We start from the raw sequence: 23296 nt of genomic DNA, 5'->3' as shown, positions 1-23296 counted from the left end.
TGCATGCAGACGCCCGCTGCGGTGCCCGCCCGCACACGGGACCTCCACATGGAACGGCTAGCGTGTCGGCGTGCCTCTGAAGACCCTCTGGTGGGTGGCGGCCGGCCTGGTGGCCGCCCTCGCCGTGATCCTGTCCGTGCTTCGCCTCGCAGCCGGCGCGACGATCGCCACCGCCCTCCCGGAACTGCTGCTGATCGCCGCGATCGGCCTGTCCCCGCTCGTCCTGGCGGCCGCGGCGCGGCCCGTCTCACGCGGGCGGGCACCGGGTGCTTCCACGTCGCTGCTTCTCGCGGCCGGCATCGTGCTGGCCGGGACCGGGCTGTTGCTCGCGGCGGCGGACGGCTTCCTCGGTCTGCGGCTCGCGTCCGGGGACTGGCGCCTGCTGGCCCGAGCCACGACGGCGACGGCGCCCCTCGGCCTGGTCGGGGTGGCTGCGGCGTGGGCGTTGACGGCGGTCGGTGTGGCCCGCCGGGAACGCCTCTGGGTGCGCGCGGCCGCCGGGGTGCTGGCGCTCACCGCGCTGTGGTTCGCCGCCTCGTTCGCGGCGGCTTCGATCTGGCGGGTCCGGGCCGGCACGCCGCTGCTCACCGACGCCACCGGCCTCACCACGGCGGTCCTGATCGCCGTCGCCGGGTTGCTCGCGCTCGGGGTGCCCTGGGTGGCGGGAGCGACCCGGGCACGGTCCGTCCCGGCGCCGGTCACCGACGCGCACGTCAGTGAACCTCGCGCATATGGACTCAGCGCGGAGGAACCCCGGGCAGACCGAACCCGAGTGATCGAAACCCGAGCGATCGAACCCCACACGCCGTCCGGCTGGGTCGCGCCGCGCCCGCACCCCCGTGCCCGGATCGTCGCGGCCGGAGTGGCCGTCGTGCTCGTGGTCGGGGGCGCGGTCGCGCTCTGGACCGACCGCGGGGACCGGCTCGTCCTCTCCGAGGTGTTCCCCGACCCGGCGTTGGCGGCGTGCGTGGCGCACACCATGGGACTGCGCGACCCCGGCGCCAAGGTCAGTGCCGCGGACCTGGCCGACGTCCTCTCGCTGGAGTGCCCCGGACCCGGGCTGCCGGGTGTCGCCGGGCCCGACGCGACGTCGCCCGATCCCACGACGGCCCCGGCCGCGATCAGCGACCTGTCCGGGCTCGACCGACTGACTGAGCTGTCCAGCCTCGACGTCACCGGCAATGCCGTCACCGACCTGACCCCGCTGGCCGGTCTGAACCTGTGGGGTGTCGTGATCACCGACAACCCGGTCAGCGACCTCTCGCCGCTCGCGGGCCTGGCGTCCCTGACGAACCTCGGCGCCTCCGGGACCCAGGTGGTCGACCTCGAGCCGCTGGCGGGGCAGAGCACGCTCGCCTACCTCGGCCTGCGCGGCACCGGCATCAGCGACATCGGGCCGCTCGCGTCGATGGGCAACCTGAACGAGGTGGACCTCGGCGACAACGCGATCACCGACGTCGGCCCGCTCGCCGGCCACGACTATCTCACCAGCCTCGACCTGTCCCGGAACGCCGTGACGGACCTCGGCGGGTTGGGACCGCTCCCCCAGTTGTGGACGCTGGACGTCTCCGGGAACCGGATCACGGACCTGACCGCGGTCCCTGCGTTCCCCACCCTGACCGAGCTGTGGCTCGGCGAGAACCCGCTCACGGACGTCGGGCCGCTGACCACGCTCCCGGTGCTGACCGGCGTGGACCTGACGGGTGCGCCACCGGGCCTGCCCGGGATCGCCGAGCTCCGCGCAGCCGGGGTGTACGTCGGCGGACTCGCCTAGTTCCTCGGGTGCGCGGCCGGAACCGGCGCAGGTCCGCCCGGACGTAGGCTTGGCCTCCTGATGCAGTGCTCCTACTTCGATGCCGGCCGGTGCCGCTCCTGCACCCTCATGGGCCAGGACTACGGCAGCCAGCTCGCGGACAAGCAGGCCCACTGCCGCGACGTGCTCGCGGACTTCCCGATGGCCTGGTCCGACCCGGTGCGCAGCTCGGAGTCGGGCTTCCGGAACAAGGCGAAGATGGTGGTCGGCGGCACCGTCGCGGCGCCGACCCTTGGCATCCTGGACCGCGCCGGGCACGGGGTGGACCTCTCGGACTGCGGCCTCTACCCGGCGAACCTTGCCGCGACCTTCGCGCCGCTGGCCGCGTTCATCACCCGAGCCGGCCTGGAGCCGTACGACGTGCCGGGCCGGCACGGTCAGCTCAAGTACGTGATCGTCACCGCCTCGCCCGACGGCGAACTCATGGTCCGCTTCGTGGTCCGCACCGTCGAGGTTCTGCGGCACATCCGCGCCCAGCTGCCCTGGTTGCGGGAGCAGCTGCCGACGCTGGCGGTGGTGTCGGCGAACATCCATCCCGAGCACAAGGCCGTGCTCGAAGGTGCGCAGGAGATCATCCTGACCGCGCAGGAGTCCCTGCCGATGCTCGTCAACGGGTACGGGTTGCACCTGCGCCCGCGTAGCTTCTTCCAGACGAACACCGCCGTGGCGGCCGCGCTGTATCGCCAGGCCACGCAGTGGCTGGCGGAGATCGCGCCGGAGTCGGTGTGGGACCTGTACTGCGGCGTCGGTGGCTTCGCCCTGCACGCCGCCGGTCCCGGTCGGTCGGTGACCGGGGTGGAGACCTCCGCCGAGGCCATCGCCAGCGCCCGGCGCAGCGCGGCCGAAGCGGGTCTGACCGAGGTGGAGTTCGTGGTCGGGGACGCAGGTGAGTTCGCGTTCGGGTCCGCCGATTCCACGCGGGACGTGCCGGACCTGGTCATCGTGAACCCACCCCGCCGCGGGATCGGATCCGAGCTCGCCGGCTGGCTCGAGTCGTCAGGGGTTCGGAGCGTGCTCTACTCGAGCTGTCGTGCCGAGTCCCTCGCCCGTGACCTCGCCGCGATGCCGTCGCTGCGTCCGCGGCGTGCCCGCCTGCTCGACATGTTCCCGCAGACCGACCACTACGAGGTCCTGATCGAGCTCCGCCGGGACTGATCGGGCCCGAGTCGCGTCGGAGGCGTTTGACATGATGCTCGGGTGAGCACCCCAGCGCCCGGACGGCCGTCGACCGGCGAGCCGACGCCGTCGGGCATCGAGCCGGCCTCGGCGAGCGAGCCGACGCCGCGGATCGACCCCGACCACGTCCGGTACGTCCGTGGCGAGACCGAGGCCCTGATCGCGGCGGTCGTCGCTGCGGCCGTCGCGGCGATCATCGGACTGATCGTCTTCCACGGCAGGGCGACCCCGCTCTGGGGCGAGGTCTCGATCGGCATCGTGGCGCTGGCAGTGTGCGCCGTCATGGCCGCCGCCGCGGGTATCACGGGATACCTGCGTTCCTGGAACCTGCCCGGGCGGCAGTGGCGGCACACCCTGAGGCCGTGGTTGAAGGTGCTCGACGTGCTCGGCGTGGTGCTGGTGCACACGGCGATCGCGGGCCTGCTCACCATCGGTGCGTTCGCTCTGCTGCAACAGAGCTTCCGCGGCCTCGCGCTCGGCTCCGTCCTGGCCGCCGGCGCGCTCGCCCTTGCGGCCGGGCTCGTGGCGTACTGGGTGTACCTGTCGGTGCTGTCCACCTCGACCGTGCGGCTCGCGAGCCTGCTCGTGATGTTCCTGACGATCGGGACCTTCACGTCGATGGCGACCGCGCAGGATCCGCGCTGGTGGGAGTACCACTTCAGCCAACTCGGCAGCTTCGGCGACGGTTCCAGCGGGCTGTTCAACATGACCCTGGCGATCGCCGGGCTCCTGGTGACCAGCTTCGCGCTGTCGCTGTACCGGAACCTGCGGGCGCTATGCCGCGCGGGAGTGCTCGTCTACGCGTTCGCGCCGCGGGTGATCGCGGCGGCCTTCGTCGTGATGGGACTGATGCTCTCCTGCGTCGGGATCGTGTCGATCCCGGTGAGTCAGGACCTGCACAACGTGTTCGCCTGGGGGCTGGTGCTCGCGTTCGGGGTGCTGCTGCTCGGGTCCCCGATCCTGCTGCGCGGGCTGCCGACCCAGTTCTTCCTGGTGACGGCGGTGATGGTCGCCGTGCTCGCCGGGACGGCGGTGGCGTTCTTCCTCGGCACGATCGTGTTCACGGCCTTCGAGCTGACCGCGTTCGTGATCATCTTCGGCTGGATCATGGTGTTCATCCGGATCGTCGAAGCCTCCGCGCGCCCGGAGCAGGAGCACGTCCCCGAGAAGGGGCAGCACTCGGCCCCGGAGCACGCCCGCTCCGGGGCCTGAGACCGCCGCCGGCCGGGGCCGGTCAGTGCGCGCCGGCGCTCGCGGCGCGCGCCGCCGACCAGTCCTTGAGGTAGGTCGGAGCGAGCTCGGCACCCTCCGACGTCGCAGCGAGGGAGGTCTCGCCGAGGACGGTGCCGAAGTACTTCGCCTCCGGGTCCGAGACCACCTCGCGCGGGTCGCTCTTCGCGGCCAGGGCACCGCGCACCAGGTCCGCCATCCGGACCCGTTCCGGGCCACCGACCTCGTGGCGCCCGTTCAGGGGCGCTCCCGCGGCGGTCCGGCCCACCACGGCGGCGACGTCCGCCGCCGCCATCGGCTGGAAGTAGGCGGTGGGCAGGCGGACCTGGTTGCCCTCGGTCGCCTCGTCGGTGATCCGAGCGAGGAACTCGAAGAACTGGGTCGCCCGCACGATCGAGTAGGGCAGCCCGGAGTTCTCGATGAGCGCCTCCTGCGCGACCTTCGCACGCAGGTAGCCGCTGTCCGGCAGCTCGTCGGCACCCACGACCGAGAGGGCGACGTAGTGGCCGACCCCGGCGTCCTTGGCTGCGGCGATGAGGGTGTTGGTCGAGGTGGTGAAGAAGTCGAGCACGTCCTGGTCGGCGAACGAGGGCGAGTTCGACACGTCCACCACCACGTCCGCGCCGGCGAGGGCCTCCTTGACGCCCTCGCCAGTGATGCTGTTGACGCCCGTGTTCGGGGCGGCCGGCACGGCCTCGTGCCCGTGCTCGGTGAGGCGCGTGACAACCTGGGAGCCGATGAGTCCGGTCCCGCCGATGACGACGATCTTCATGATGAAGGCCTTCCTGGGTCCGCCAGGCAGGCCGTCCCGCCCGGTCGACAACTAGGACCGGGCGGTGCCCCGGGCTGTGACACTCCGGGACACATCGCCGTCAGAGGACCGCCGTCAGAAGGCGGCGCGCCCGTACCCGAACACGTACTCCGCGCCGGTGCCGTCCACATACGCGTAGCCGCTCGGCTCGTCCGCCCCGGGGATGTCGGAGGCCTTGCCGAGGACCTTCTCCCGGCTCGCCGGGATCGTGTAGGGCAGTGTCCCGGACGGCGTCACCGCCCCGGTGAGCAGGTCGGTCAGGGCGTCGGTGAGCACGCCGAACGTCCCGACGACGGCGGCCGCACCCGGGGCGAGCGCGTCGAGCAGCCACGGGTTGGCGAAGGAGACGGCCAGGATGGTCGGCACCCTCGCCTCGAGCTCGAGCACCCGGCCGGAGTCGACGCCGGTCTCTGCGTCCAGCGCGATCGACAGCTCGGTCTCCGGCTTGTCGCTCAGCAGCGACATCGCCGGGCGGACCCAGGCGAGGGCGTGGGTCGCGTCCTCGAGGGAACCGACCACCTCGATGCCGTCGCCCGCCGCGGCGGCCACCTCGGCGGCGATGCGGGCCTGCTCGGCCTCGCGATCGGTTCCCGTGAACACCTCGACGTACAGGCGGACCGGTGCTCCGCCGTCGGGTCGCAGCGGCAGGATGCCCTGGTCGTTGCGCAGCAACACCAGGGAGCGTCGGTGCGCGGAGTCCGCGAGGGCCTGGATCTCCCGGTCCTCGGCGATCGCCTGGGCCGTGTCCGGGTCGACGTACGGGTTCTCGAACAGGCCGAGGCGGAACATCTCATCGAGCAGGTACGCCACGTTGTGGTCCAGCTGCTCGGTGGTCACCAGGCCCTGCGCGACGGCGTCCAACAGCGGCTGCGGGTTCCCGTCACCGGCGAACGTGTTCACGCCCGCGTCGATCGCCTTGGCGAACCGCTCGGGGCGGCTCAGCGACTCCACGCCCCAGGGCATGCCGGTGGAGATCCCGGTCTCGGAGTTCACGTACCCGGTGAAGCCCAGCTCACCGCGCAGCACGTCGGTGATGAGGTACTTGTCGTAGGCGAACCCGACCTCCTCGAACGCACGGCCGCCATGCAGCTGCGGTGCGGACATCGCGTTCGTGCTCTTGGCGTAGTACGGCATGATCGATGTGGTCCCGGCCTCGATGGCGGCCCGGAACACCGGCAGGTGATAGCGGTACAGGCTGCCCTCGGTCGGGTACGGCTGGAACCTCCCGTGCTCGAAGTGGGGGTCGTGGCCCTGGTCGCGGGGGCCGCCGCCAGGGAAGTGCTTCGTGGTCATCGACACCGAGCCGGCACCGAGGTCTGCACCCTGGAACCCGCGGGTGACGGCGGCGATCAGCTTCGCGGCCAGCTCCGGGTTCTCCCCGAACGTGCCGCCCGCGCGGGACCAGCGGGGCTCGGTGACGATGTCCGCCATGTACTGGTAGCCCTTGGTGATGCCCGCGGAGCGCCACTGTCTGCCGGCGAGCCGTCCGAACTCCTCGACGAGGTCCGGGTCCCCGGTGGCCGCCAGCCCCAGCTCCCCGGGCCACTGCGACATCTTGTCGCTCGCCTCGGCGATCCCGAAGAGCTTGGAGTCCGAGACGTGGTTCCGCGGGTTGGAGACCATGACCACGGGAATCCCGAGTGGGGTGCCCTCGGCGAGTTCCTGAAGCGCATTCACCCAGGTGGCGAGGTCGTAGGAGGTGGGGTTGTCCGGGATGATGAGGTACCGCAGCCCGAGTTCAGTGATCGCCTTGGCCGAGCCCGCATAGTCCAGGACCGGCGGGTCGAAGCGATAGGTGGACGAGCTCTCCACCGCCCAGAAGTTGGTGTCGGACCACTTCTCGTGGGTGTTCAGCAGGCCCTGCTCCCGGTCCGCGATGATCCTCGAGGCACCCATGTAGTGGGACGTGATCAGCATCAGAGCGACCTTGTCCGCGGTGGACATCCGACCGGTCAGGTCCGCGATCCGGTCCGCGACGGGAAGGCGCCAGTCCTCGTACGGGTCGAGGCGGCCGTTGCCGTTCAGGTCCTTGAACTCGAGGCCGTCGATGTTGAGGATCCGCGCCGAACGGGAGCCGAGGGCGGGTTGGGGATGCGGAGCTGACATGGCGGCTGGCCCTTCCGGAGAGAGGACTGACGGGATGGATCCATCCGTCCCGTCAGTCTCGCCGCGGTGGGCTCAGGCGGCCATTCCTTGCCGTGGTTTGTCCTCGGGCTCGATCCGGGCGACCGTGGCGCGCCCGGTAGGTTGCCCGGTGCCTGCGCTCGCGCCGACGAACGCCGCCCGCGGGTCCATGGCGGACTGCAGCGACACGATGTCGCGGCCGAACAGGTGAGCGCTCGTCCAGATCGCCAGCACCTGGAACTTGCGGTGCCAGGTGGGCACGGCGAGCACGTGGTAGCCGCGGTGGATGAGCCAGGCCGGCCATCCGGTGAGCGTGATCGGCCCGGACTGGAACACGCCACGTCCGATCCCGAGGGTGGCGATCACGCCGAGGCTGCGGTGCTCGTAGTTCTTGGGTGCGCGTCCGCGAAGCACCGCTGCGATGTTGCGGCCGAGGCGCCGGCCCTGCCGGACCGCGTGCTGGGCGTTCGGCACGGTGTAGACATCCGGACGGTCGACGGCGAGGTCCGGCACGGCCGCGGCGTCACCGGCCGCCCAGGCGTCCGGGACCGGGCCGTCCGGCGTTGCCACGCGCAGGTCGGCACCGACGACGAGGCGGCCGCGAGCGTCCACGGGCAGATCCGTGTGGTTCGCGACCACCGGGTTCGCCCCATTGCCGGCGGTCCACACGATCAGGTTCGCGTCGAAGGTCGTGCCGTCGGACAGTTCCACCCGGGAGTCGACGGCGGAGGTGAGCTGGGCGTTCAGGTGCACCGTCGCGCCGCGGTCGCGCAGGCTCTGCGCCACCTTCTCGGCGGTCGCCGCCGTGAACTCGGGCAGGATCCGGCCCTGCGCCTCGACGAGGCGGAAGTCCAGGTCGGCGACGGTGAGCTCGGGATAGTCGGCGAGCAACGCCGTCGACAGGGAGAGCAGCTCGCCGAAGCCCTCCACCCCGGCGAGGCCGGCGCCCACGAAGACGACGGTGAGCAGGGCGCGGCGCTCCGGTCCCGGTGGCAGCACGGATGCCTGGTCGAACGCGACGAGCAGCCGGTCGCGGATCGCGATGGCCTCCTCGACGTGCTTGAGCCCGATGGCGTGCTCAGCCAGGCCCGGGATCGGGAAGGTCCGGGTCACGGCGCCGGCCGTGATGGCGATGACGTCGTAGCCGAACTCCAGGTCGGGGCCGGCGGCAGGGTGCACCTGCACCGTCCTGGTCGCGTGATCGACCCGCGTCACGCTGCCGGCGACCACCCGCGTGCGGTGTAGCCGCTTGCGGACCGAGATGACGGCGTGCCGTGGCTCGATCGAGCCGGCCGCCACCTCGGGCAGGAAGGGCTGGTAGGTCATGTAGGGCCGGGGGTCGATCACGGTCAGCTCGGCCTCACCCGGCCGGAGCGTGCGCTCAAGTGTCCACGCGGTGTAGAAGCCCGCATATCCGCCGCCGACGATCACGATTCTGCGCATCTGTCTCTCGCGCCTCCCACACCCTCGCCGGTGGACGCCGATCGCCCGCCGCTCCCGGGGTGTCACTACCTATGACCGGGAAGCGGAGCCCGGCGTGACAGGTCTCGGGCGCTGGGCGGTGTGACGTCGCGCACAGTCGAACCGGGGAGACGGTTCAGCCGGCGCGGGCGATCCGCTCGAGTTTCGCAGGCGCCATCATCCAACGGATCTGCTCGATGCCATCCGGTCCGGTGTTCAGGGACACGAGAACCAACGGCTCACCGTCGCGCCGCACCAGGATCGCCGGCTCACCGTTGGCCTGCACCCATTCCTGCTCGGTGTCGACCCAGAAGTGGTGTGCGAACGCCGCGATGAACCTCGCCACCTGCTGGCGGCCGACCATCAGCTTGCGCGCCGCGTTCTTCACGCCGTCGCCGTCGGTGGTGCTGACCACCTCTCCGGCGAACAACTCCTCCAGAGCGGCCATCTCCCCCGCCTGCGCAGCGGCGAGGAAGGCGGCCAGGAGCTGCCGCTGCTCGTCGGCGTCGACCCGCTCGCGACGCTCGCCGGCAAGATGCTTGCGGGCCCGGCTGACGTGCTGGCGGACGTTCGCCTGGGTCTGCTCGAGGATCGTGGCGATGGTCTCGTACGGGTAGTCGAACGCCTGCCGGAGCACGTAGGCGGCGCGCTCCATGGGAGTCAGTCGCTCCATCAGCATCAGGATCGCGAACTCCAGTGCCTCCCCTCGCTCGGCACCGAGGGCCGGGTCAGCACTGGTGTCGACGGGCTCCGGCATCCACGGTCCGATGTAGGACTCACGGCGCGCGTGGGCGGAGGTGGCCGAGTTGATCGCCAGACGTGTCGTCGTGGTGGCGAGGAACGCTGCCGGGTTCTCCACCGAGTCCCGGTCGTAGCGCTGCCACCGCACCCAGGCCTCCTGGACGATGTCCTCGGCCTCGCTCACACTGCCGAGCATGCGGTACGCGATACCGAACAGCCGGGGCCGGACGGCCATGAAGACGTCCAGCGCCTCGTTCAGGGGATCGGAGGGCGCCGGTTCAGGCGCGTCGGACAGCACGTCAGCGATCATAGGCCCCGGCGACCGGCCGCCGGGAGGCCGGATCGGTGTCGGGTCGGCGGGGTAGGTGCATCGGCGTCCCCGCCTCAGGCGCCGCTCCCGAAGTCCATCCCGCCACCACCGAGACCGAGATCCGGCCCGGGCTCGATGCCTTCGGCCTCGTAGCTCCCGTCGTCGACCGCGCCGTCGTGGCGGACCGCGGCGCCACCGACCGTGTTCTGCTCGTCGTTCGCGTCCATGCCGACCACGCGCTCGCCGTCGTTCGCCCCCGCGCCGACCACGCGCTGGCCGACCTCCGGACCCGTGTTCACCAGACCGGCCTCGAACCCGTCGTCGGCTCCGTCGGGCTCGTACCCGCCGGCAGCGGCGTGCCCCTGCGCACCCGGACCCGCACCGCCCACCGGTGCTCCGCCGTCGAGCACCACACCGAACATGGCCTGCGCCAGGGCCGTGCCGACGTACGCACCGGCGATCGAACTCAGCAACGATGATCCGAAGCCCTCGCCGCGGTCACCGAACGCGCGCCTCAGCGCGCCCGGCTGGCGTCGTTCGGTGCGGGTCGCCGAGCGCGCTAGCGTCTGCGCCGAATCGTCCTCCGGTCGGTCCGCCGCCGGTGCCACGTCGAACAAGCGCGCCCGGATCTCCTGGCGCTGCGCGTGCGTCAGTGAGGCGAACGCTTCGGCGTGCGCGAGTTCGATCTGATCCGGCGGCGCGGTGCGGAGCAGGTACTGGTACCTCTCGATGGCGCGCCTGTCCTCGGCGCTGCCGGTGGCACTGTGCTGGGCGGTGCCCGGCTGCTGGTACTGCGGATCGGTGGGGCGGCTGTCCGGGTCCTTCGAACTGCGGAACACGGGCACGGTCCACTGGCGACCACCGGCGGCCATGGGGCCGCCGGGTTGCGTCGGCTGGTCGGGCTGGACCTCGTCGCGCCCGAACAACCGATCCAGGATCCCCATGCTGCACTCCGTCCGCTCCACTGCCGCCGCGGCCGCTGACGGCGCTCCCCACGGTAATGGGCGAGCCGGGCGCACTCCCAGGGGACATCTGCCCGCGCCTCGCCGATGCTTGCGCCCGGAAGACGGCGACATCGTCCTGCCGTCAGCTCCGACGGTGGCGCCGCAACCGCTCCACCTCGGCACGCGCCGACGCCGCCTCCTCATCCGCTCGATTCCGCTCGACCTCGGCGCCGTCCTGCTCCGACTCGGCGGTGACCAGCGCCCGTTCCACCTGTTCGAGGTCGTGTTCAAGCTCGAACGCCTGCCGGCGCAGCTCCTCCACCTGGGAACGCACCCGCAGGGCCTGTGCCTGCAACTTGGCCGCACGCTTGCTGGCCTTGGTGTGTGCCTCGTTGGCCCGGCGCAGCTTGCGTTCGGCCTCGGCTGCCTCCTCCCGCGCCTCGGCGAGCAGGCGGGCAGAGACCTGCTCGGCCGACCCGGTGGGCTCCACGACCGCCGACAACGGCGCGCCGCGATGCTTCGTGCCGGTCCTGATCCCCACGGCGCCCTCGATGGCAACGGCACCGGACAGGTCCACCGGGCCCATCCCGATCACGAGCAGCGGTTCCACGAGCAGGCCGCCGAGTACGGCGGCCTCCGCGTCCGCGTCCGCCATGGCCGCCTGCAGCGTGCTCTCGACCTGGGTGGCCACCGCCTCGCTGACCGGCTGACCGAGCGAGCGGCACAGGGACCGGCCCTCCTGGACCACCGCCCCCACCAGCCGGCGCCGGCTGGTCGCCAATGCCCGCAGTTGAGCGCCGTCCAGCTCGTCCTGCGCCTCGCGCAACTGCGCGCCGAGGTCGAAGAGCTGCCCGAGTCGTTCGTCCATGCTCCGCACCATGGTGTTCACGACCCAGGCCGCCATCCCTGGCTTGCGGAGCGCCTTGACCGCAGCCGCCCGAGCTGTGTCGCCGTCGGCCTTGAGCGTGGCCGCGAGCGTATTGCGGGCTGCCGTGAACTCGCCCGGCGGAAGTCCGTACAGCTCGTAGGCGTCCGCCTGCAACGGCTCCTCGGCCCTGTCGCGTGCCACCGGCATCCGGTCCTCCCTCCGGTGTCCGGATTCTTGCACCATCGAGCCGAGAATGTCCGTGGCGCGCGCGAGTCCGCCGGCACCAAATGGGCCGTGGTTGTGCGACCGCGGGGCCGGTGCCTCTCGTGGACGGTCCCGAGGCAAGAGGCTCCGGGAGCTCTCGTCGACCTCGGTCCCTTGCACGGATGCGTCCGTCGTCCGTGCGGACCCGAGGACACCGTCCATGGGCCGGCCCGGTCGACGTCCGGCGGCGGCGGCGGAGGTCCGAAAATTAAGTTCATCGGTCCGGAAATGTTCTTGGATCGGGCAGTGTTGATGACGCAGACTCAACTCCCGCCCCGGACACGTCGATCGACTGGATTCGCCATGCCTGAAACTGCCCAGACTCCCCCACTGAACGCTCCGCCCGGGGCACCGGAACGGCTCGCACCATCCACCCGGCTGGTGATCACGCTCCTGCTCGTCTCCTCGTTCGTCGTCATCCTGAACGAGACGATCATGTCGGTGGCGATCCCGAACATCATGGCGGACCTGCACATCGAGGCCTCGACCGGCCAGTGGCTCTCGACCTCGTTCCTGCTCACCATGGCCGTCGTCATCCCGATCACCGGCTATCTGATGCAGCGGTTCAACACCCGCCCGATCTTCCTGGCCGCGATGACCCTGTTCAGCGCCGGCACCCTGATCGCTGCGGTCTCGCCGACGTTCGGGCTCCTGATCATGGGCCGGGTCGTCCAGGCCAGCGGCACCGCGATGATGATGCCGCTCCTGATGACCACACTGATGACCGTGGTGCCGCCGGCGCTACGCGGGCGGACCATGGGAAATGTCTCGATCGTCATGGCCGTCGCCCCCGCGGTCGGCCCCGCGATCTCCGGCCTGGTGCTGTCCGTCCTGCCCTGGAAGTGGCTGTTCTGGCTGGTGCTGCCGATCGCCGTCGCCGCGCTCGTGCTGGGTGCCCTTCGGGTGCCGAACGTCTCCACCCCGAAGCCTGTGCCGCTCGACATCCTTTCCGTGGTCCTGGCGGCGTTCGCCTTCGGTGGCCTGATCTTCGGCCTCAGCGGACTTGGTGAGGCCGCTCGGCACGCGCCGCCGATCCCGCTCGCGATCCCCATCGGCGGCGGCGCCGTCGCGCTGGTGTTCTTCGTGCTGCGTCAGCTCTACCTGCAACGTGATGACCGGGCGCTGCTCGACCTGCGGGTGTTCAAGTCCCGCAGCTATGCGGTCTCGTTGACCATGATGGCGCTGCTCATGATGTCCCTGTTCGGCACGATCATCCTGCTGCCGCTGTACCTGCAGAACGTGCTCAACCTCGAGACCGTCACCGTCGGCCTGATGCTCCTGCCGGGTGGTCTCGCGATGGGTCTGCTAGGGCCGGTCGTCGGCCGGCTCTACGACCGGTACGGCCCCCGGCCGCTGGTGGTACCGGGCGCGGTGGTCGTCTCCGGAGCGCTGTGGTCGATGACCCTGCTCACCGAGCACTCCCCTCTGGGCATGGTGCTCGCGGCACACGTTGTGCTCAGCCTCGGGCTTGGGCTCATGTTCACGCCGCTGTTCACCACGGCGCTCGGTTCGCTGCGTCCGAGCCTGTACTCGCACGGCAGCGCCGTGCTCGGCACGCTGCAGCAGTTCGCCGGCGCGGCCGGCACCGCCCTGTTCGTGGTGCTGATGACGGTCGCTCAGGTGAACGCGCTCGACGCCGGAGCCAGCGAGGTGCATGCGACCGCCGTCGGGACCCAGACCGCGTTCACGTGCGGCGCCGTGCTCTCACTGGTGGTCATCGTCGCCGCGCTGTTCGTCCGTCGACCGGACGAGCCCGAACGGACGGCGGACGAGGAGCACGAAGCACCGATCGCCGTCCACTGACGGTAATTGGCGCCCGACGGCGAGTGGTGGCTTCGCGCCACCGCTCGCCGTCGGCGCATTGCCGCCTGGCAGGGGCTTGCTGTCAGGCGCCCGCGGTCGCCCTCAGGCGGACGACGCCGCCCTCGGTGCTGATCGACACGTCGCGCACCCGAGCCCCGGCGAAGGCGTACTGGGACAGATCGACCGTGCGTCCGTCCCATTCGTCGGTGTAACGCTTCGCGACCGACAGCAGCGCGGCGACCAAGGGGTTCCCACTGGTCAGCTTCAGGTTCCGCACGGTCATCCGGGACGTGTCGTCGAACGAGGCCTCGCCGGTCAGGATCGCCTTCGCTGACAGGATCGACTTTCCGACGGTGGCCTCGGCGCGCAGCGTCGCGGACTTCGAGGTGGTCGCCCTGACCTCAAGGGTCAGGTCCTTGAGCGTGAAGCCCCGTCGGGCGAGGGCGCTGGTGCCGCGCGCCTTCAGGGCCGCCGTCACGTCCGCGATGATCGCGCTCGCCTCGGCGTGACCCTCGGGGGCGACGTCCCGCTCGGTGTCCTCATCAGGCCAGAGCCACAGGACGCCGTCGGCGGTGTGCCGCCACGCCACCGGGAGGTCGCGCACCTGCGCCGAGGCGCTCAACGGAACCCCCTCGGCGGTGATCGGCGACCCCTGGATCTGCAGGTCACCGAGAAGGGTGGCTTGGCGATCGGTGAACGTCGGCTCGCTGCGGTCAGAGCCCCTGGTGCGAATCCGGGCCCCGCTGAGGTCGATCTGCACACTGGGGACGGAACCATCGTCCGCGAGCGTTGCGGCAACCTTGATCGGGGCGTCCTCGCCCAGGCCCATCAGTTCGCTCAGGCCCGCCGACAGGCGCTGGCTGAGCTCCTCCGAGGTGGCGGGAATGGGACCGGGGCCGAGCAGGAACATCTGATCTCCAGGGTTGGGAGGGCGGGGGCAAGGGCCCCAGCCGTTCGTGGCTGGGGCGCCCTGTCAGCGTAGGTGATCCGGGAGGTTCGGGTACCCGGGCACCAACCACCTGGGCGCCACCACAGGCGGTGCCGGTGGCCTATCGCGCCGACCGCGTCAGCGGGCGACGGAGCCCATCTCGAGCCGCCGAGCGACGCGCCACCAGCGCCGAGTGGATGGCCCGCCGGTCAACCGGCCAGAAGCTCGTCGAGTCGTTCATAGCCGTCGTTGACCCCGGACTCCATCCCCGACTCGACCATGCCGTCGCGGGCCTCCTGGGTCGGGTAGACACTGCGGCCGGTCAGCCGGGTGCGACCACCCTCGAGCGCCTCGAAAGTCATCGATTCGATGCTGACCGCGTCCGGGAACCCCTCGTACTCGAACGTCTGGATGATGAGTTCGTTCTCCCGGGCAGTGTGGAAGACGCCGCGGAAGCGGTACGCCTCGTCTCCGTTGACGTGGGTGTAGGCGTACCCGCCGCCCGAGGTCACGTCGTAGCGGTCGATCGTCATCTCATACCCACGCGGCCCGAGCCACTGCTTGATGAGGTCCGGTTCGACGTGGGCGCGATAGACGGCGTCGACGGGCGCGTCGAACTCGCGGGTGATCTCGATGAAGGGAACACCGGCGGGTGCGCTGATGGTGGTTGCGTTGCTCATGATTCCTCCAGTTCGGATGTGGACTCTGTCGTGTCCCCCACGGCCGCGACGCCGGTGGTCGCATCGCTCGCGGCCAGTACCGCGTCGAGTGACCGGAACTGCTGCTCGTGGAGCAGGCGGTAGCGGTCGATCCATGCGGTGAGGGACTCCAGTGCCGCGGCGTCCAGGTGCACGGGACGGCGCTGGGCGTCCCTGGTCCGGGTCACGAGACCCGCCTGCTCCAGCACCTGGATGTGCTTGGAGATCGCCTGCTTGCTGATCTCGAACGGTGCGGCCAGATCATTCACCGTGGCCGGGCCGGTACTCAGTCGAGCGATGATCTGACGACGGACCGGATCGGCCAGGGCCATGAAGCCCCGGTTCAGTCGATCGTCGCGAGCATCCATCATCAAATCCCTCGTTGATCAATCACTTGGTTGACTACCATAGGACGTCTCGTGAATGCCGTCAATCGTCGTCTGCTCCCCGATGGAACGATCGTCAACGTGGCATCCGTTCGGTCCGGCTACGGTTGCGGCTGCCCCGACTATCCGCGACCAACCCGAACACTGGGGGCCAGCACAGCTCGACCCTTGGAGGACAGGTCATGACCCAGCCCCCGGTGGTGCCACCGGACCCACCGTCCCGGCCCGGGCCGTGGACCGACCTCGTGGTGCGCAACATGCCAGCGGCCGTCACCGCGACCTACCGTCCACGCGTGAGCCTCCTGAGCATCGTCCTCGTTGCCTGGGTCGGTGTCGGAGTCGGCCTGATCGTTTCCGGGAACCGATCGATCGGGGCCGGCGTGCTCGCGGCGAGCCTGGTGCTCCTGGCGGTGTTCGTGACCACGCTGGCGGCGTGGCTGTCCCGGACCGGAACGCGCCCCGTCCTGGTGATCAACGGACTCGACATCGAGCTGTGCAAGCCGCGGCTTCGCCTTGCGTGGCACACGATTCAAGCGGTCGAGGTCCAGCCCGCGAGAGGTTGGCTGCGGACTCCTGCGATGGTGCTGCGGTTGCGCGTCGGCGTCAGCTCCGAGCTTCCTGGCCCGGCACGGTACTTCCACGGATGGGCACAGTGGCACCACCGGCGAGGGCGCGGCGTAGTCGTCGACGTCACCACCCTGGACACCCCTCTGCACACCATCGTGGAGGCCATCTCGACTGCGAGTGGCGGGTCTGTCCAGGTTCCCAGGACCGGCCTGCGCTGAGTCACCGCCACGCTCAGCGTCCGGCGCGGACACGAAGCCACTATTCGCCGATGTCCTCGTTCCACAGGGCCGGTTCGGCGGCGATGAAGTCCGTCATCATCGCGGTGCAAGCCGGGTCGTCGAGAACCACCACCTCCACCCCACGGGCGCGCAGGAGGTCCTCGCCTCCCAGGAACGTGCGGTTCTCCCCGATGACCACCCGAGGGATGCCATAGAGCAGGATCGCTCCGGTGCACATGTCGCACGGCGACAGCGTGGTCACGATGGTCGCCCGCCGATACACGGCCGCGGGTAACCGGCCAGCGTTCTCGAGACAGTCGGTCTCGCCATGGCGAATGGCGCTGCCGAGTTGGACACGCCGGTTGCGGCCGACGGCGAGGATCTCGCCGTCGGCGATGAGCGCCGCGCCGATCGGGATGCCACCCTCGGCGCGTCCTGCGCGTGCTTCCTCGAGCGCAAGGGCGAGGCCCTCGCCATCCGACAGGGACATGACGCTCCATTCGCAGGCGGGACCTCACCGAACTGGCGCGGTCGAGGTGTTCAATTCTCCACCAGACGTCACGGCGATCTCGCCACGACGTCGACACGCCACGCCTCATAGCCGACACCTCAGCCGCGATGTTCCCTGTCGCGACTCCAGGAGTCCGCGCTGACCCTTGTGCGGGCTACCAGCGCCCGCGGTGTACGACTTCGGCGTCCGGTCTGCGCTTTCGCGTCCGGGCCGAGAGCCCAGGTCGGTCGTCAGGGGCGGGATGCCCGACGGCGATCGCTCCGATCGGCTCGAACGTCGCCGGTGCGCCGAAAGTGCTCCGGAACGCCTCGTGCTCGGTCTTCGGGATTCCGAAGAAGCACGCTCCGAGACCCAGGTCGACCGCGGTCTGCAGGATCAGCAGCGACGCCATGCCGGTATCGATGTGCCAGAACGGTGCCGCCCAATGCTGCTGGTCTCGGGGCGTAGCGCCCTTGTCCCGCTCCTCGTATCGGTCGCGATAGATGGACTCGGAGGCCATCGGCACAATGATCGCGGGCGCGGTCCGCATACCCTTCAACCAGGCACTTGAGTCAACGGCACGTTCCGGCGGGGTGGTCACACGCCAGAAGGTCGCGACGTCATCCGGCATGTCGAGCACGAGGAAGGCCCACCCCTGGCTGAATCCGGCGCTCGGAGCCCGGACCGCATTCGACAGCATCCTCTCGATCGCCTCGTCCGGGATCGCCTCTTCCGTGAAGGACCGCACCATCCTGCGGCGGCGAACCACCTCTGAGAACTCCATAGCATGATCATGCCCGGTGATCCGGCGCCGCCGAGCCAGGGGGTCAAGGATCCGACGCAACTGCCGCGCATCGCGAACATCGCCGGCGTGGCGAGCGAGACCGGCCTGCTGCTGACGCTCGCTCTCGCTCAGTTCCAGGGCGGGTTGGTGGGGTGGATTTCGGTGCCGTCGGGTCGGTAGAAGTGCCATTTTCCGTTGTGTCGGGTCATGGTGATGTTGTGGGTGTGGATCCAGTGGTGGTGGTAGTAGCAGGCGAGGCCGGCGTCGTGGAGGTCGGTGTTGCCGCCGTCGGCCCAGTGTTTGGTGCCGTGGTGGGTTTCGCAGCGTTCGGGTGGGGCGGTGCAGTTGTGGTAGACGCAGTGGCGGTCGCGGGCGATGAGGGCGCGGCGTTGGGCGGCGGTGTAGAGGCGGTGGGCTCGGCCGTGGTTGAGGATTTCGTTGTCGGGTCCGAAGATGATGCGGTAGGTCTCGCCGGAGCAGCCGATGATGCGGTCGAGCAGGTCGCGGGGGACGGGGCCGGTGTTGTCGGTGAAGGTGGCAGGTCCCGCGGCGAGTAGCGCGGCCCAGTCCCGCCCGGCGGGTACGGCGATGCTGGGCACGGCGATGCCGGGCACGGCGATGCCGGGCACGGCGATGCTGGGCAGGGCCGTGACGTTGGTGCCGGGCACGGCGGTGCTGTTGGTGCCGGGCAGGGCGGTGCTGTTGGTGCTGGGCGTAGCGGTGCCGTTGGGGTCGGTGGTGGGTTGGCCGAGTGCTCCGACGGCCCGCGATTGGCAGTCGGGCAGACCGGTGGCCTCCGACGTGGGCGAGGGGGCGGGTGCTTGCGCGGGAGTGCCGGGCTCGCCTGCCGGGGTGGCCGGGTCCGTCGGGGTGGGCGTCTTCGCCGGGGCGACGGGTTCGTTGGTCCCGGGCCCTGGCGCGGCTGGGCTCGATGGTGTGGGCGTTGGTGTCGGAGCGTCGGGCTCGTGCGCCGGGTCCTGGGAGGTGACGGGGTTCGTCGGGGTGGGCGCTTGCGCGGAAGCGCCGGGCCCGCCTGCCGGGGTGGCCGGGTTCGCCGGGGTGGGCGCCTCCGCGGAAGCGCCGGGCTCGCGCGCAGGGTCGCACGGGGTGGTCGTGCTCGCCGGGGTGGGTGCTTGCGCGGGAGTGCCGGGCTCGTTCGCCGGACGGGCTGCCGTGTCCGTTGTGGTCGGGCCGGCGTTGCTGCGCGGGCTGTGGTCGGCCGGGTCATCGGTTGGGTCGGTGGTGGTGTCCAGGCCGGGTAGGGGTTCGGTGATCGGTCGCGGGGGCGGCGTCGGGCTGGCTGCCTCGGCTGCGTCGGGCGCCTCGCCGGTCGCCGAGTCTTCGGCTCCGGCTGCTTCCTCGGTCCCGGGGGCTTCCTCGGTTCCGGATCCACTGGTGGTCTGGGTGGTTTCGGTGGTGGTGATGATGTCGAGGAATTCGGGGTAGTTGATGAGGACGCCGAGGTGGGGGCGGACGGATCCGGAGGTGCCGACTTTGCCGTGGTCCAGGGCGGTGTGGGCGAGGTCGCTGAGGGCTTGGGCGCGGCGTTGGGAGGAGGTGCGGGTCTCTCCGGCGGCGGGCTTGCCCATGATCGCTTCGAGTGCGGTGCGTACGTATTGGCCGTGTTCGAGGGTGAGGAATCCGGCGAGGTGGTAGCCGTCCATGGTGCGGTCGATGTTGAGGTATTCGCGGTCGGAGGCGGCGTGGTGGGCCTTGTCGGTGGCGTCGGGGTCGGCGATCGCGACGAAGTGATCGACCAACCTGCGCAGGTCCTCCGGGGAGCGGGTGGCGGCGTTGGCGAGGAGGAACTCCTCGACCGTCTGCACCCGACCAGCACCAGCAGCGGCGGCAGCGCCCGCGGCGTCGGGGGCCGCGGTGGGGTCGGCCTCGTCGCTGGCATCGGCACTGCCGGTCGCGCCCTCGGCGCCCTCGGTGGGGTCGCTGGCCGCGGTCACGTCCGTGCCATCGCTGCCGTCGGTGCTGGTGCTGCCGTCGGTGCCATCGCTGCCGTCGGTGCTGGTGCTGCCGTCGGTGCCATCGCTGCCGTCGGTGCCATCGCTGCCGTCGGTGCTGGTGCTGCCGTCGGTGCTCGCCTCGGCTGTGTTGGGGTTGGTGGGGGTGGCGGGGTACTGCAGGCCGTCGACGGCGGCTTGGGTGGTGGTGGCCTTGAGCAGGATCTGGGCCTGGTCGATGCCGATCTTCCCGGTCCGCAACCAGGTCCGGGTCGCGGGCAGACTGTTGCGTAGCCCGGTGGCCAGGGTCGACATCCGGCGGGCGCTGGCACCGCTGATGCCGTAGGTCTTGGCCACGAAGTGCGGGTAGGTCCGGAACCCCTTGCTGGTGTCCCAGGTCCCGGCCTCGGACTCCAGGCCCATCCAGTCCAGCTGGGCACCGGTCAACGCCTGCGTGATCAGGTGCGTCCGCAACGCCGCGTGGCCCAGGAACCGGGACCCGTACCGGTCGGACTCGGTGACCGGATCCGCGGTCGCGATGCCCTGGGTGAGGGCCTCGATCGCGATCAGCTGATCCTCCAGCGACCCCGCCATCAGGTCCGCCAGAGACAGGTGCATCCGGGACGCGAGCGCCACACTCGCCCCCGATACGCCAGCACCGGTCGTGGTGGTGGTGTCGTCCATGTGTGCTCACCTCCCCATCGACGTCGAGTGGTCCGAAACACTGACTGGCATTCGTACGTCTGTTTGACTGCTTGACCTCCACTCTAGGACGTCCCACCGACAGCGCAAGGACCCCGATTTCCGTTGTGGATACACGGACATCAGCCCATCCAACCGACCCCAGAACGGGCTCCGAAGCACCCCGATGACCCTCCATCCACAGCGCCGATAGCAGGCCGGCGCAGATGTCGTAGGTTGGGGCTATGGCCCTCAGCGCGGATAGGTTCCGATGAGCACGGTCGTCATCCTCAATGGCGTTCCCAGATCCGGAAAGTCATCGATCGCGCGTGCGATCCAGGACGGCCTCGATGGCGTATGGCTCAATCTCGGCGTCGACGTGTTTCAGACTGCGACTCCCGCGAATCGCCAGCCCGGCATCGGGTTGCGGCCCGGAGGTGAGCGGCCCGACCTGGAGGACTACGTCGCGACTGCCTACCGCGCGATGTTCGCGTCGATCGCGGCGCATGTCCAGCGGGGTCTGAATGTCGTCACCGACGTCGGCCTGCACGATGACTACTCCGCGCCCCTCGCGATCCGGCGCGAAGCGGCAGAGATCCTGCAGGGCCTACCCGTGCTCTTCGTGGGCGTGCGCTGCCCGGTGGACGTCGTGCGCCAACGCCGCCGTGATACCTGGGGCGGGACCGGTGTCGCCGGGGTGGCCGACGTCGGCGGTCAGGCTGGCGTGCGCGGCACGGGGAGCTTGCCCGGTAGCACGGCCGGCGCCCGCACCGACGACCCGGTGCTGCGCTGGGAGCGCGCCGTCCACTCCCCCGGACGCTACGACCTCGAGCTGGACACCTCCCAGCTCACTCCGCAGGAGTGCGCCGAGCGGATCGCGGCGTGTCTACGGACCGCGACTCCCCTGTCGTCGGCAGCACCGCCTGGAACCGCCGCATCACCAGAGCCGGCCGCGCCCACCTCGTCGGCCGCACCACCGCCGTCGGCCTTCTTCGACCTGTCCTGACCCGCGACCAGCCCGCCGGAACGCAGAAGCGGGCCCCGGCCGTTCCCCCGAACAGCCGAGACCCGCTACCACCGCTGCCCGTGCTACTGCACGTTCGCGGCGGCCTCACTGATGGTCGTTGCGTAGTCCTCGAGGCCCCAGGTCAGGGACAGTGCGGTCGGCGGGGACATCGCCGCGATCAGGGCGTCCCCGGTGATGTTCGCGATCGCGCCGGCCTGCACGGCCGGAATGGCCTGGGCGTAGGACTGGGCCAGGAACGTCTCGACCTCGGCCTCGGTGGACGCGTAGTTCACGATGAGCTGGGCGTCGAGCTGATCGGTCTGCTCGTAGGACAGCGAGTACACGAACGTGTCACCGCCGGAGTCCAGTGCCTCGACCGACGGCGCACTCACCAGACCGAGGTCGAGCAGGAAGTCCACCCGCGAGTCCGCCGGCTTGTACACGTAGAACGTGCCGCCGATGTCCCAGACCGCCGCGACCGTGATCCCTTCGAGCTCCGGGTGCGCCTCGGCCACCGCGGCGACCTCCGCGTCCAGGTCCGAGATGACCGTCGCGGCCTCCTCGTCGAGCCCGAGGGACTGGCCGACGATCGTGATCAGCTCACGCCAGGGGGTCGTCCAGGGCGCGTCCGGGTAGGCCACCGTCGGCGCGATCTCGCTGAGCAGGTCGTACTGTTCCTGCGTGATCCCCGAGTACGGCGCGAGGATCAGATCCGGGTTGAGGTCGTCGATGTCCTCGTACGCCGGCTCCTCGACGGTCGCCGGGATGATGGTCGGCGAGGCGCCCTGCTCGTCCAGGGTCTCCGCGACCCAGGGCAGCAGGCCCTCGTCGTTGACGGCGTAGGTCTGCGCCTCGATGCCCGCCGGGACCACGCCGAGTGCCAGGGCGGCCTCGGTAGAGCCCCAGCCCAGCGTGACGACGTTCTCGGGCGCCTCGGTGATCTCCGTGGTGCCGAGCGCGTGCTCGATGGTGACGGTCTCCCAGTCCCCACCGGCCGCGCTGCCGCCGTCGGTCGGGTCGTCGCCGCTCCCGTCGCCGCCGGAGCACGCGGCGAGCGCGAGGGTGGTCAGGGTGGCGGCGGCCACCAGGTAGATCGGGCGTCGAGACACGGGACTCCTCAGGAGGATCAGGGGTGTTGGGGGAAATGACGATGGCGTCCGAAGAGGCACCAATCGAAGTCAGGCCGATGTAAGGCGTGCCTATCCTAAGGCGCGCCGGCGGGTGGTGGCAAAACCAGCTCCGGCTCGCTGCCGTGGAAGCGCCCGATCGGCACCACCATCGGCGAGCCGCACACGGGATCGGGAACGACCCGGGCGCGCAGCTTGAACGCCTGCGCGACGAGCTCGGGCGTCAGCACGTCGGCGGGCGAGCCGATCGCCTGCACCTGGCCCGCATGCATCACGACGAGGTGATCGGCGTACCGGGCCGCGAGGTTGAGGTCGTGCAGCACCATGACCACCGTGGCGCCACGGGTCCGGTTCAGCTCGTGCAGCAGGTCGAGCACCTCGAGCTGATGGGTCACGTCCAGGAACGTGGTGGGCTCGTCCAGGAGCAGGATGTCCGGGTCCTGGGCCAGCGCCATCGCGATCCAGACCCGCTGCGCCTGTCCGCCGGAGAGCTCCTCGACGCGGCGCGCGGCAAGTTCCAGGGTGTCGGTCGCCGCCAACGCGGCGGTCACGACGGCGTCATCGGTCGACGTCCATTGCCGGAACCACCCCTGATGCGGGTAGCGCCCACGGCCGACGAGGTCCGCGACCGTGATGCCCTCCGGCGCGGTGGGGCTCTGCGGCAGGATCCCGATGATCCTGGCCACGTCCTTCGCAGGGCGGTCGTGCACGGCGGTGCCGTCGAGCAGCACCTCACCCGCGCTGGGTCGCAGCAGCCGGGCGATGCCGCGCAGCAGGGTGGACTTGCCGCAGCCGTTGCCGCCGACGATCACGGTGATCCTCCCGGGCGGGATCTCCAGGTCGAGGTCATGCACCACGGGCGCGCCGTCGTACGCCAGCGACAGGCCCTGGGCGAGCAGGGTGTGCTCCGCCTT

20 protein-coding genes are annotated in these 23296 nt (G+C 70.5%); 6 read left to right on the top strand and 14 right to left on the bottom strand.

The annotated features are described in order from the left end of the window. Positions 1–70 precede the first annotated feature (70 nt). From GKS42_RS12730 to GKS42_RS12720, 3 genes are read left to right on the top strand one after another with little or no spacing between them, the layout of a single operon-like run. Positions 71–1774 carry a leucine-rich repeat domain-containing protein gene (locus GKS42_RS12730; RefSeq protein ID WP_154794161.1) on the top strand — a complete coding sequence of 568 codons (1704 nt, stop codon included), beginning with the start codon at positions 71–73 and terminating at the stop codon, positions 1772–1774. Positions 1775–1834: 60 nt separating this feature from the next. Next, positions 1835–2968: a 23S rRNA (uracil(747)-C(5))-methyltransferase RlmC gene (gene rlmC / locus GKS42_RS12725; RefSeq protein ID WP_154794160.1), complete on the top strand. Its 1134-nt coding sequence runs from the start codon at positions 1835–1837 to the stop codon at positions 2966–2968. 42 nt (positions 2969–3010) lie between these two features. Beyond that, entirely contained in the window at positions 3011–4201 is a 1191-nt protein-coding gene (locus tag GKS42_RS12720) for a hypothetical protein (RefSeq protein ID WP_154794159.1), read from the top strand. A 22-nt stretch (positions 4202–4223) separates the two neighbouring features. Here the strand turns inward: GKS42_RS12720 and GKS42_RS12715 are convergent, their stop codons facing one another. From GKS42_RS12715 to GKS42_RS12690, 6 genes are all read right to left on the bottom strand, one after another. Beyond that, positions 4224–4991, bottom strand: coding sequence for an SDR family oxidoreductase (locus GKS42_RS12715; protein ID WP_154794158.1), 768 nt, complete (start codon positions 4989–4991; stop codon positions 4224–4226). Between the two features lie 114 nt (positions 4992–5105). Then, complete coding sequence (locus GKS42_RS12710) at positions 5106–7136, bottom strand: glycoside hydrolase family 3 protein (RefSeq protein WP_154794157.1); 2031 nt, start codon at positions 7134–7136, stop codon at positions 5106–5108. Positions 7137–7208: 72 nt separating this feature from the next. After that, entirely contained in the window at positions 7209–8597 is a 1389-nt protein-coding gene (locus GKS42_RS12705; protein WP_154794156.1) for an NAD(P)/FAD-dependent oxidoreductase, read from the bottom strand. Between the two features lie 154 nt (positions 8598–8751). Beyond that, entirely contained in the window at positions 8752–9654 is a 903-nt protein-coding gene (locus GKS42_RS12700) for an RNA polymerase sigma-70 factor (RefSeq protein ID WP_232848041.1), read from the bottom strand. An 86-nt stretch (positions 9655–9740) separates the two neighbouring features. Further along, positions 9741–10610: a hypothetical protein gene (locus tag GKS42_RS12695; protein WP_154794154.1), complete on the bottom strand. Its 870-nt coding sequence runs from the start codon at positions 10608–10610 to the stop codon at positions 9741–9743. A 142-nt stretch (positions 10611–10752) separates the two neighbouring features. After that, the gene (locus GKS42_RS12690; protein WP_154794153.1) at positions 10753–11679 is read right to left on the bottom strand and encodes a hypothetical protein; all 927 of its coding nucleotides are present in this window, start codon (positions 11677–11679) and stop codon (positions 10753–10755) included. Between the two features lie 366 nt (positions 11680–12045). On the opposite strand from GKS42_RS12690, the gene GKS42_RS12685 reads away from it, so the two are divergent. Beyond that, positions 12046–13545: an MDR family MFS transporter gene (locus tag GKS42_RS12685; protein WP_154794152.1), complete on the top strand. Its 1500-nt coding sequence runs from the start codon at positions 12046–12048 to the stop codon at positions 13543–13545. A gap of 82 nt (positions 13546–13627) precedes the next feature. Here GKS42_RS12685 and GKS42_RS12680 read toward each other — a convergent pair whose 3' ends face one another. The 3 genes from GKS42_RS12680 to GKS42_RS12670 form a co-directional block, all read right to left on the bottom strand. Then, complete coding sequence (locus tag GKS42_RS12680; RefSeq protein WP_154794151.1) at positions 13628–14455, bottom strand: hypothetical protein; 828 nt, start codon at positions 14453–14455, stop codon at positions 13628–13630. A gap of 227 nt (positions 14456–14682) precedes the next feature. Continuing rightward, positions 14683–15153 (bottom strand): SRPBCC family protein, encoded by a 471-nt coding sequence (locus tag GKS42_RS12675; protein ID WP_154794150.1) that lies wholly within the window; start codon positions 15151–15153, stop codon positions 14683–14685. After that, complete coding sequence (locus tag GKS42_RS12670) at positions 15150–15539, bottom strand: ArsR/SmtB family transcription factor (RefSeq protein WP_154794149.1); 390 nt, start codon at positions 15537–15539, stop codon at positions 15150–15152. Before GKS42_RS12670 ends, GKS42_RS12675 begins: the two co-directional genes overlap by 4 nt. Before the next feature lie 200 nt (positions 15540–15739). On the opposite strand from GKS42_RS12670, the gene GKS42_RS12665 reads away from it, so the two are divergent. Next, on the top strand, positions 15740–16342 hold the full coding sequence (locus tag GKS42_RS12665; RefSeq protein ID WP_154794148.1) for a hypothetical protein: 603 nt from the start codon (positions 15740–15742) through the stop codon (positions 16340–16342). A 40-nt stretch (positions 16343–16382) separates the two neighbouring features. On the opposite strand, the gene GKS42_RS12660 is transcribed toward GKS42_RS12665, so the two are convergent. From GKS42_RS12660 to GKS42_RS12650, 3 genes are all read right to left on the bottom strand, one after another. Beyond that, on the bottom strand, positions 16383–16832 hold the full coding sequence (locus tag GKS42_RS12660) for a nucleoside deaminase (RefSeq protein WP_154794147.1): 450 nt from the start codon (positions 16830–16832) through the stop codon (positions 16383–16385). 175 nt (positions 16833–17007) lie between these two features. Beyond that, positions 17008–17601 carry a nitroreductase family protein gene (locus GKS42_RS12655; protein WP_232848040.1) on the bottom strand — a complete coding sequence of 198 codons (594 nt, stop codon included), beginning with the start codon at positions 17599–17601 and terminating at the stop codon, positions 17008–17010. A gap of 143 nt (positions 17602–17744) precedes the next feature. Continuing rightward, positions 17745–20252: an HNH endonuclease signature motif containing protein gene (locus tag GKS42_RS12650; RefSeq protein ID WP_154794145.1), complete on the bottom strand. Its 2508-nt coding sequence runs from the start codon at positions 20250–20252 to the stop codon at positions 17745–17747. A gap of 268 nt (positions 20253–20520) precedes the next feature. Here GKS42_RS12650 and GKS42_RS12645 point away from each other — a divergent pair, with 268 nt between their 5' ends. Continuing rightward, on the top strand, positions 20521–21255 hold the full coding sequence (locus GKS42_RS12645) for a chloramphenicol phosphotransferase CPT family protein (protein WP_154794144.1): 735 nt from the start codon (positions 20521–20523) through the stop codon (positions 21253–21255). A gap of 83 nt (positions 21256–21338) precedes the next feature. On the opposite strand, the gene GKS42_RS12640 is transcribed toward GKS42_RS12645, so the two are convergent. Then, complete coding sequence (locus tag GKS42_RS12640) at positions 21339–22364, bottom strand: ABC transporter substrate-binding protein (protein ID WP_154794143.1); 1026 nt, start codon at positions 22362–22364, stop codon at positions 21339–21341. A gap of 95 nt (positions 22365–22459) precedes the next feature. Next, positions 22460–23281 carry an ABC transporter ATP-binding protein gene (locus GKS42_RS12635; protein ID WP_210769407.1) on the bottom strand — a complete coding sequence of 274 codons (822 nt, stop codon included), beginning with the start codon at positions 23279–23281 and terminating at the stop codon, positions 22460–22462. Positions 23282–23296 lie beyond the last annotated feature (15 nt).

Source organism: Occultella kanbiaonis (assembly GCF_009708215.1).
Lineage (GTDB): Bacteria > Actinomycetota > Actinomycetes > Actinomycetales > Beutenbergiaceae > Occultella > Occultella kanbiaonis.
Note: the sequence above shows the minus strand (reverse complement) of the source record. Positions and strands in the feature narration are given on the sequence as shown.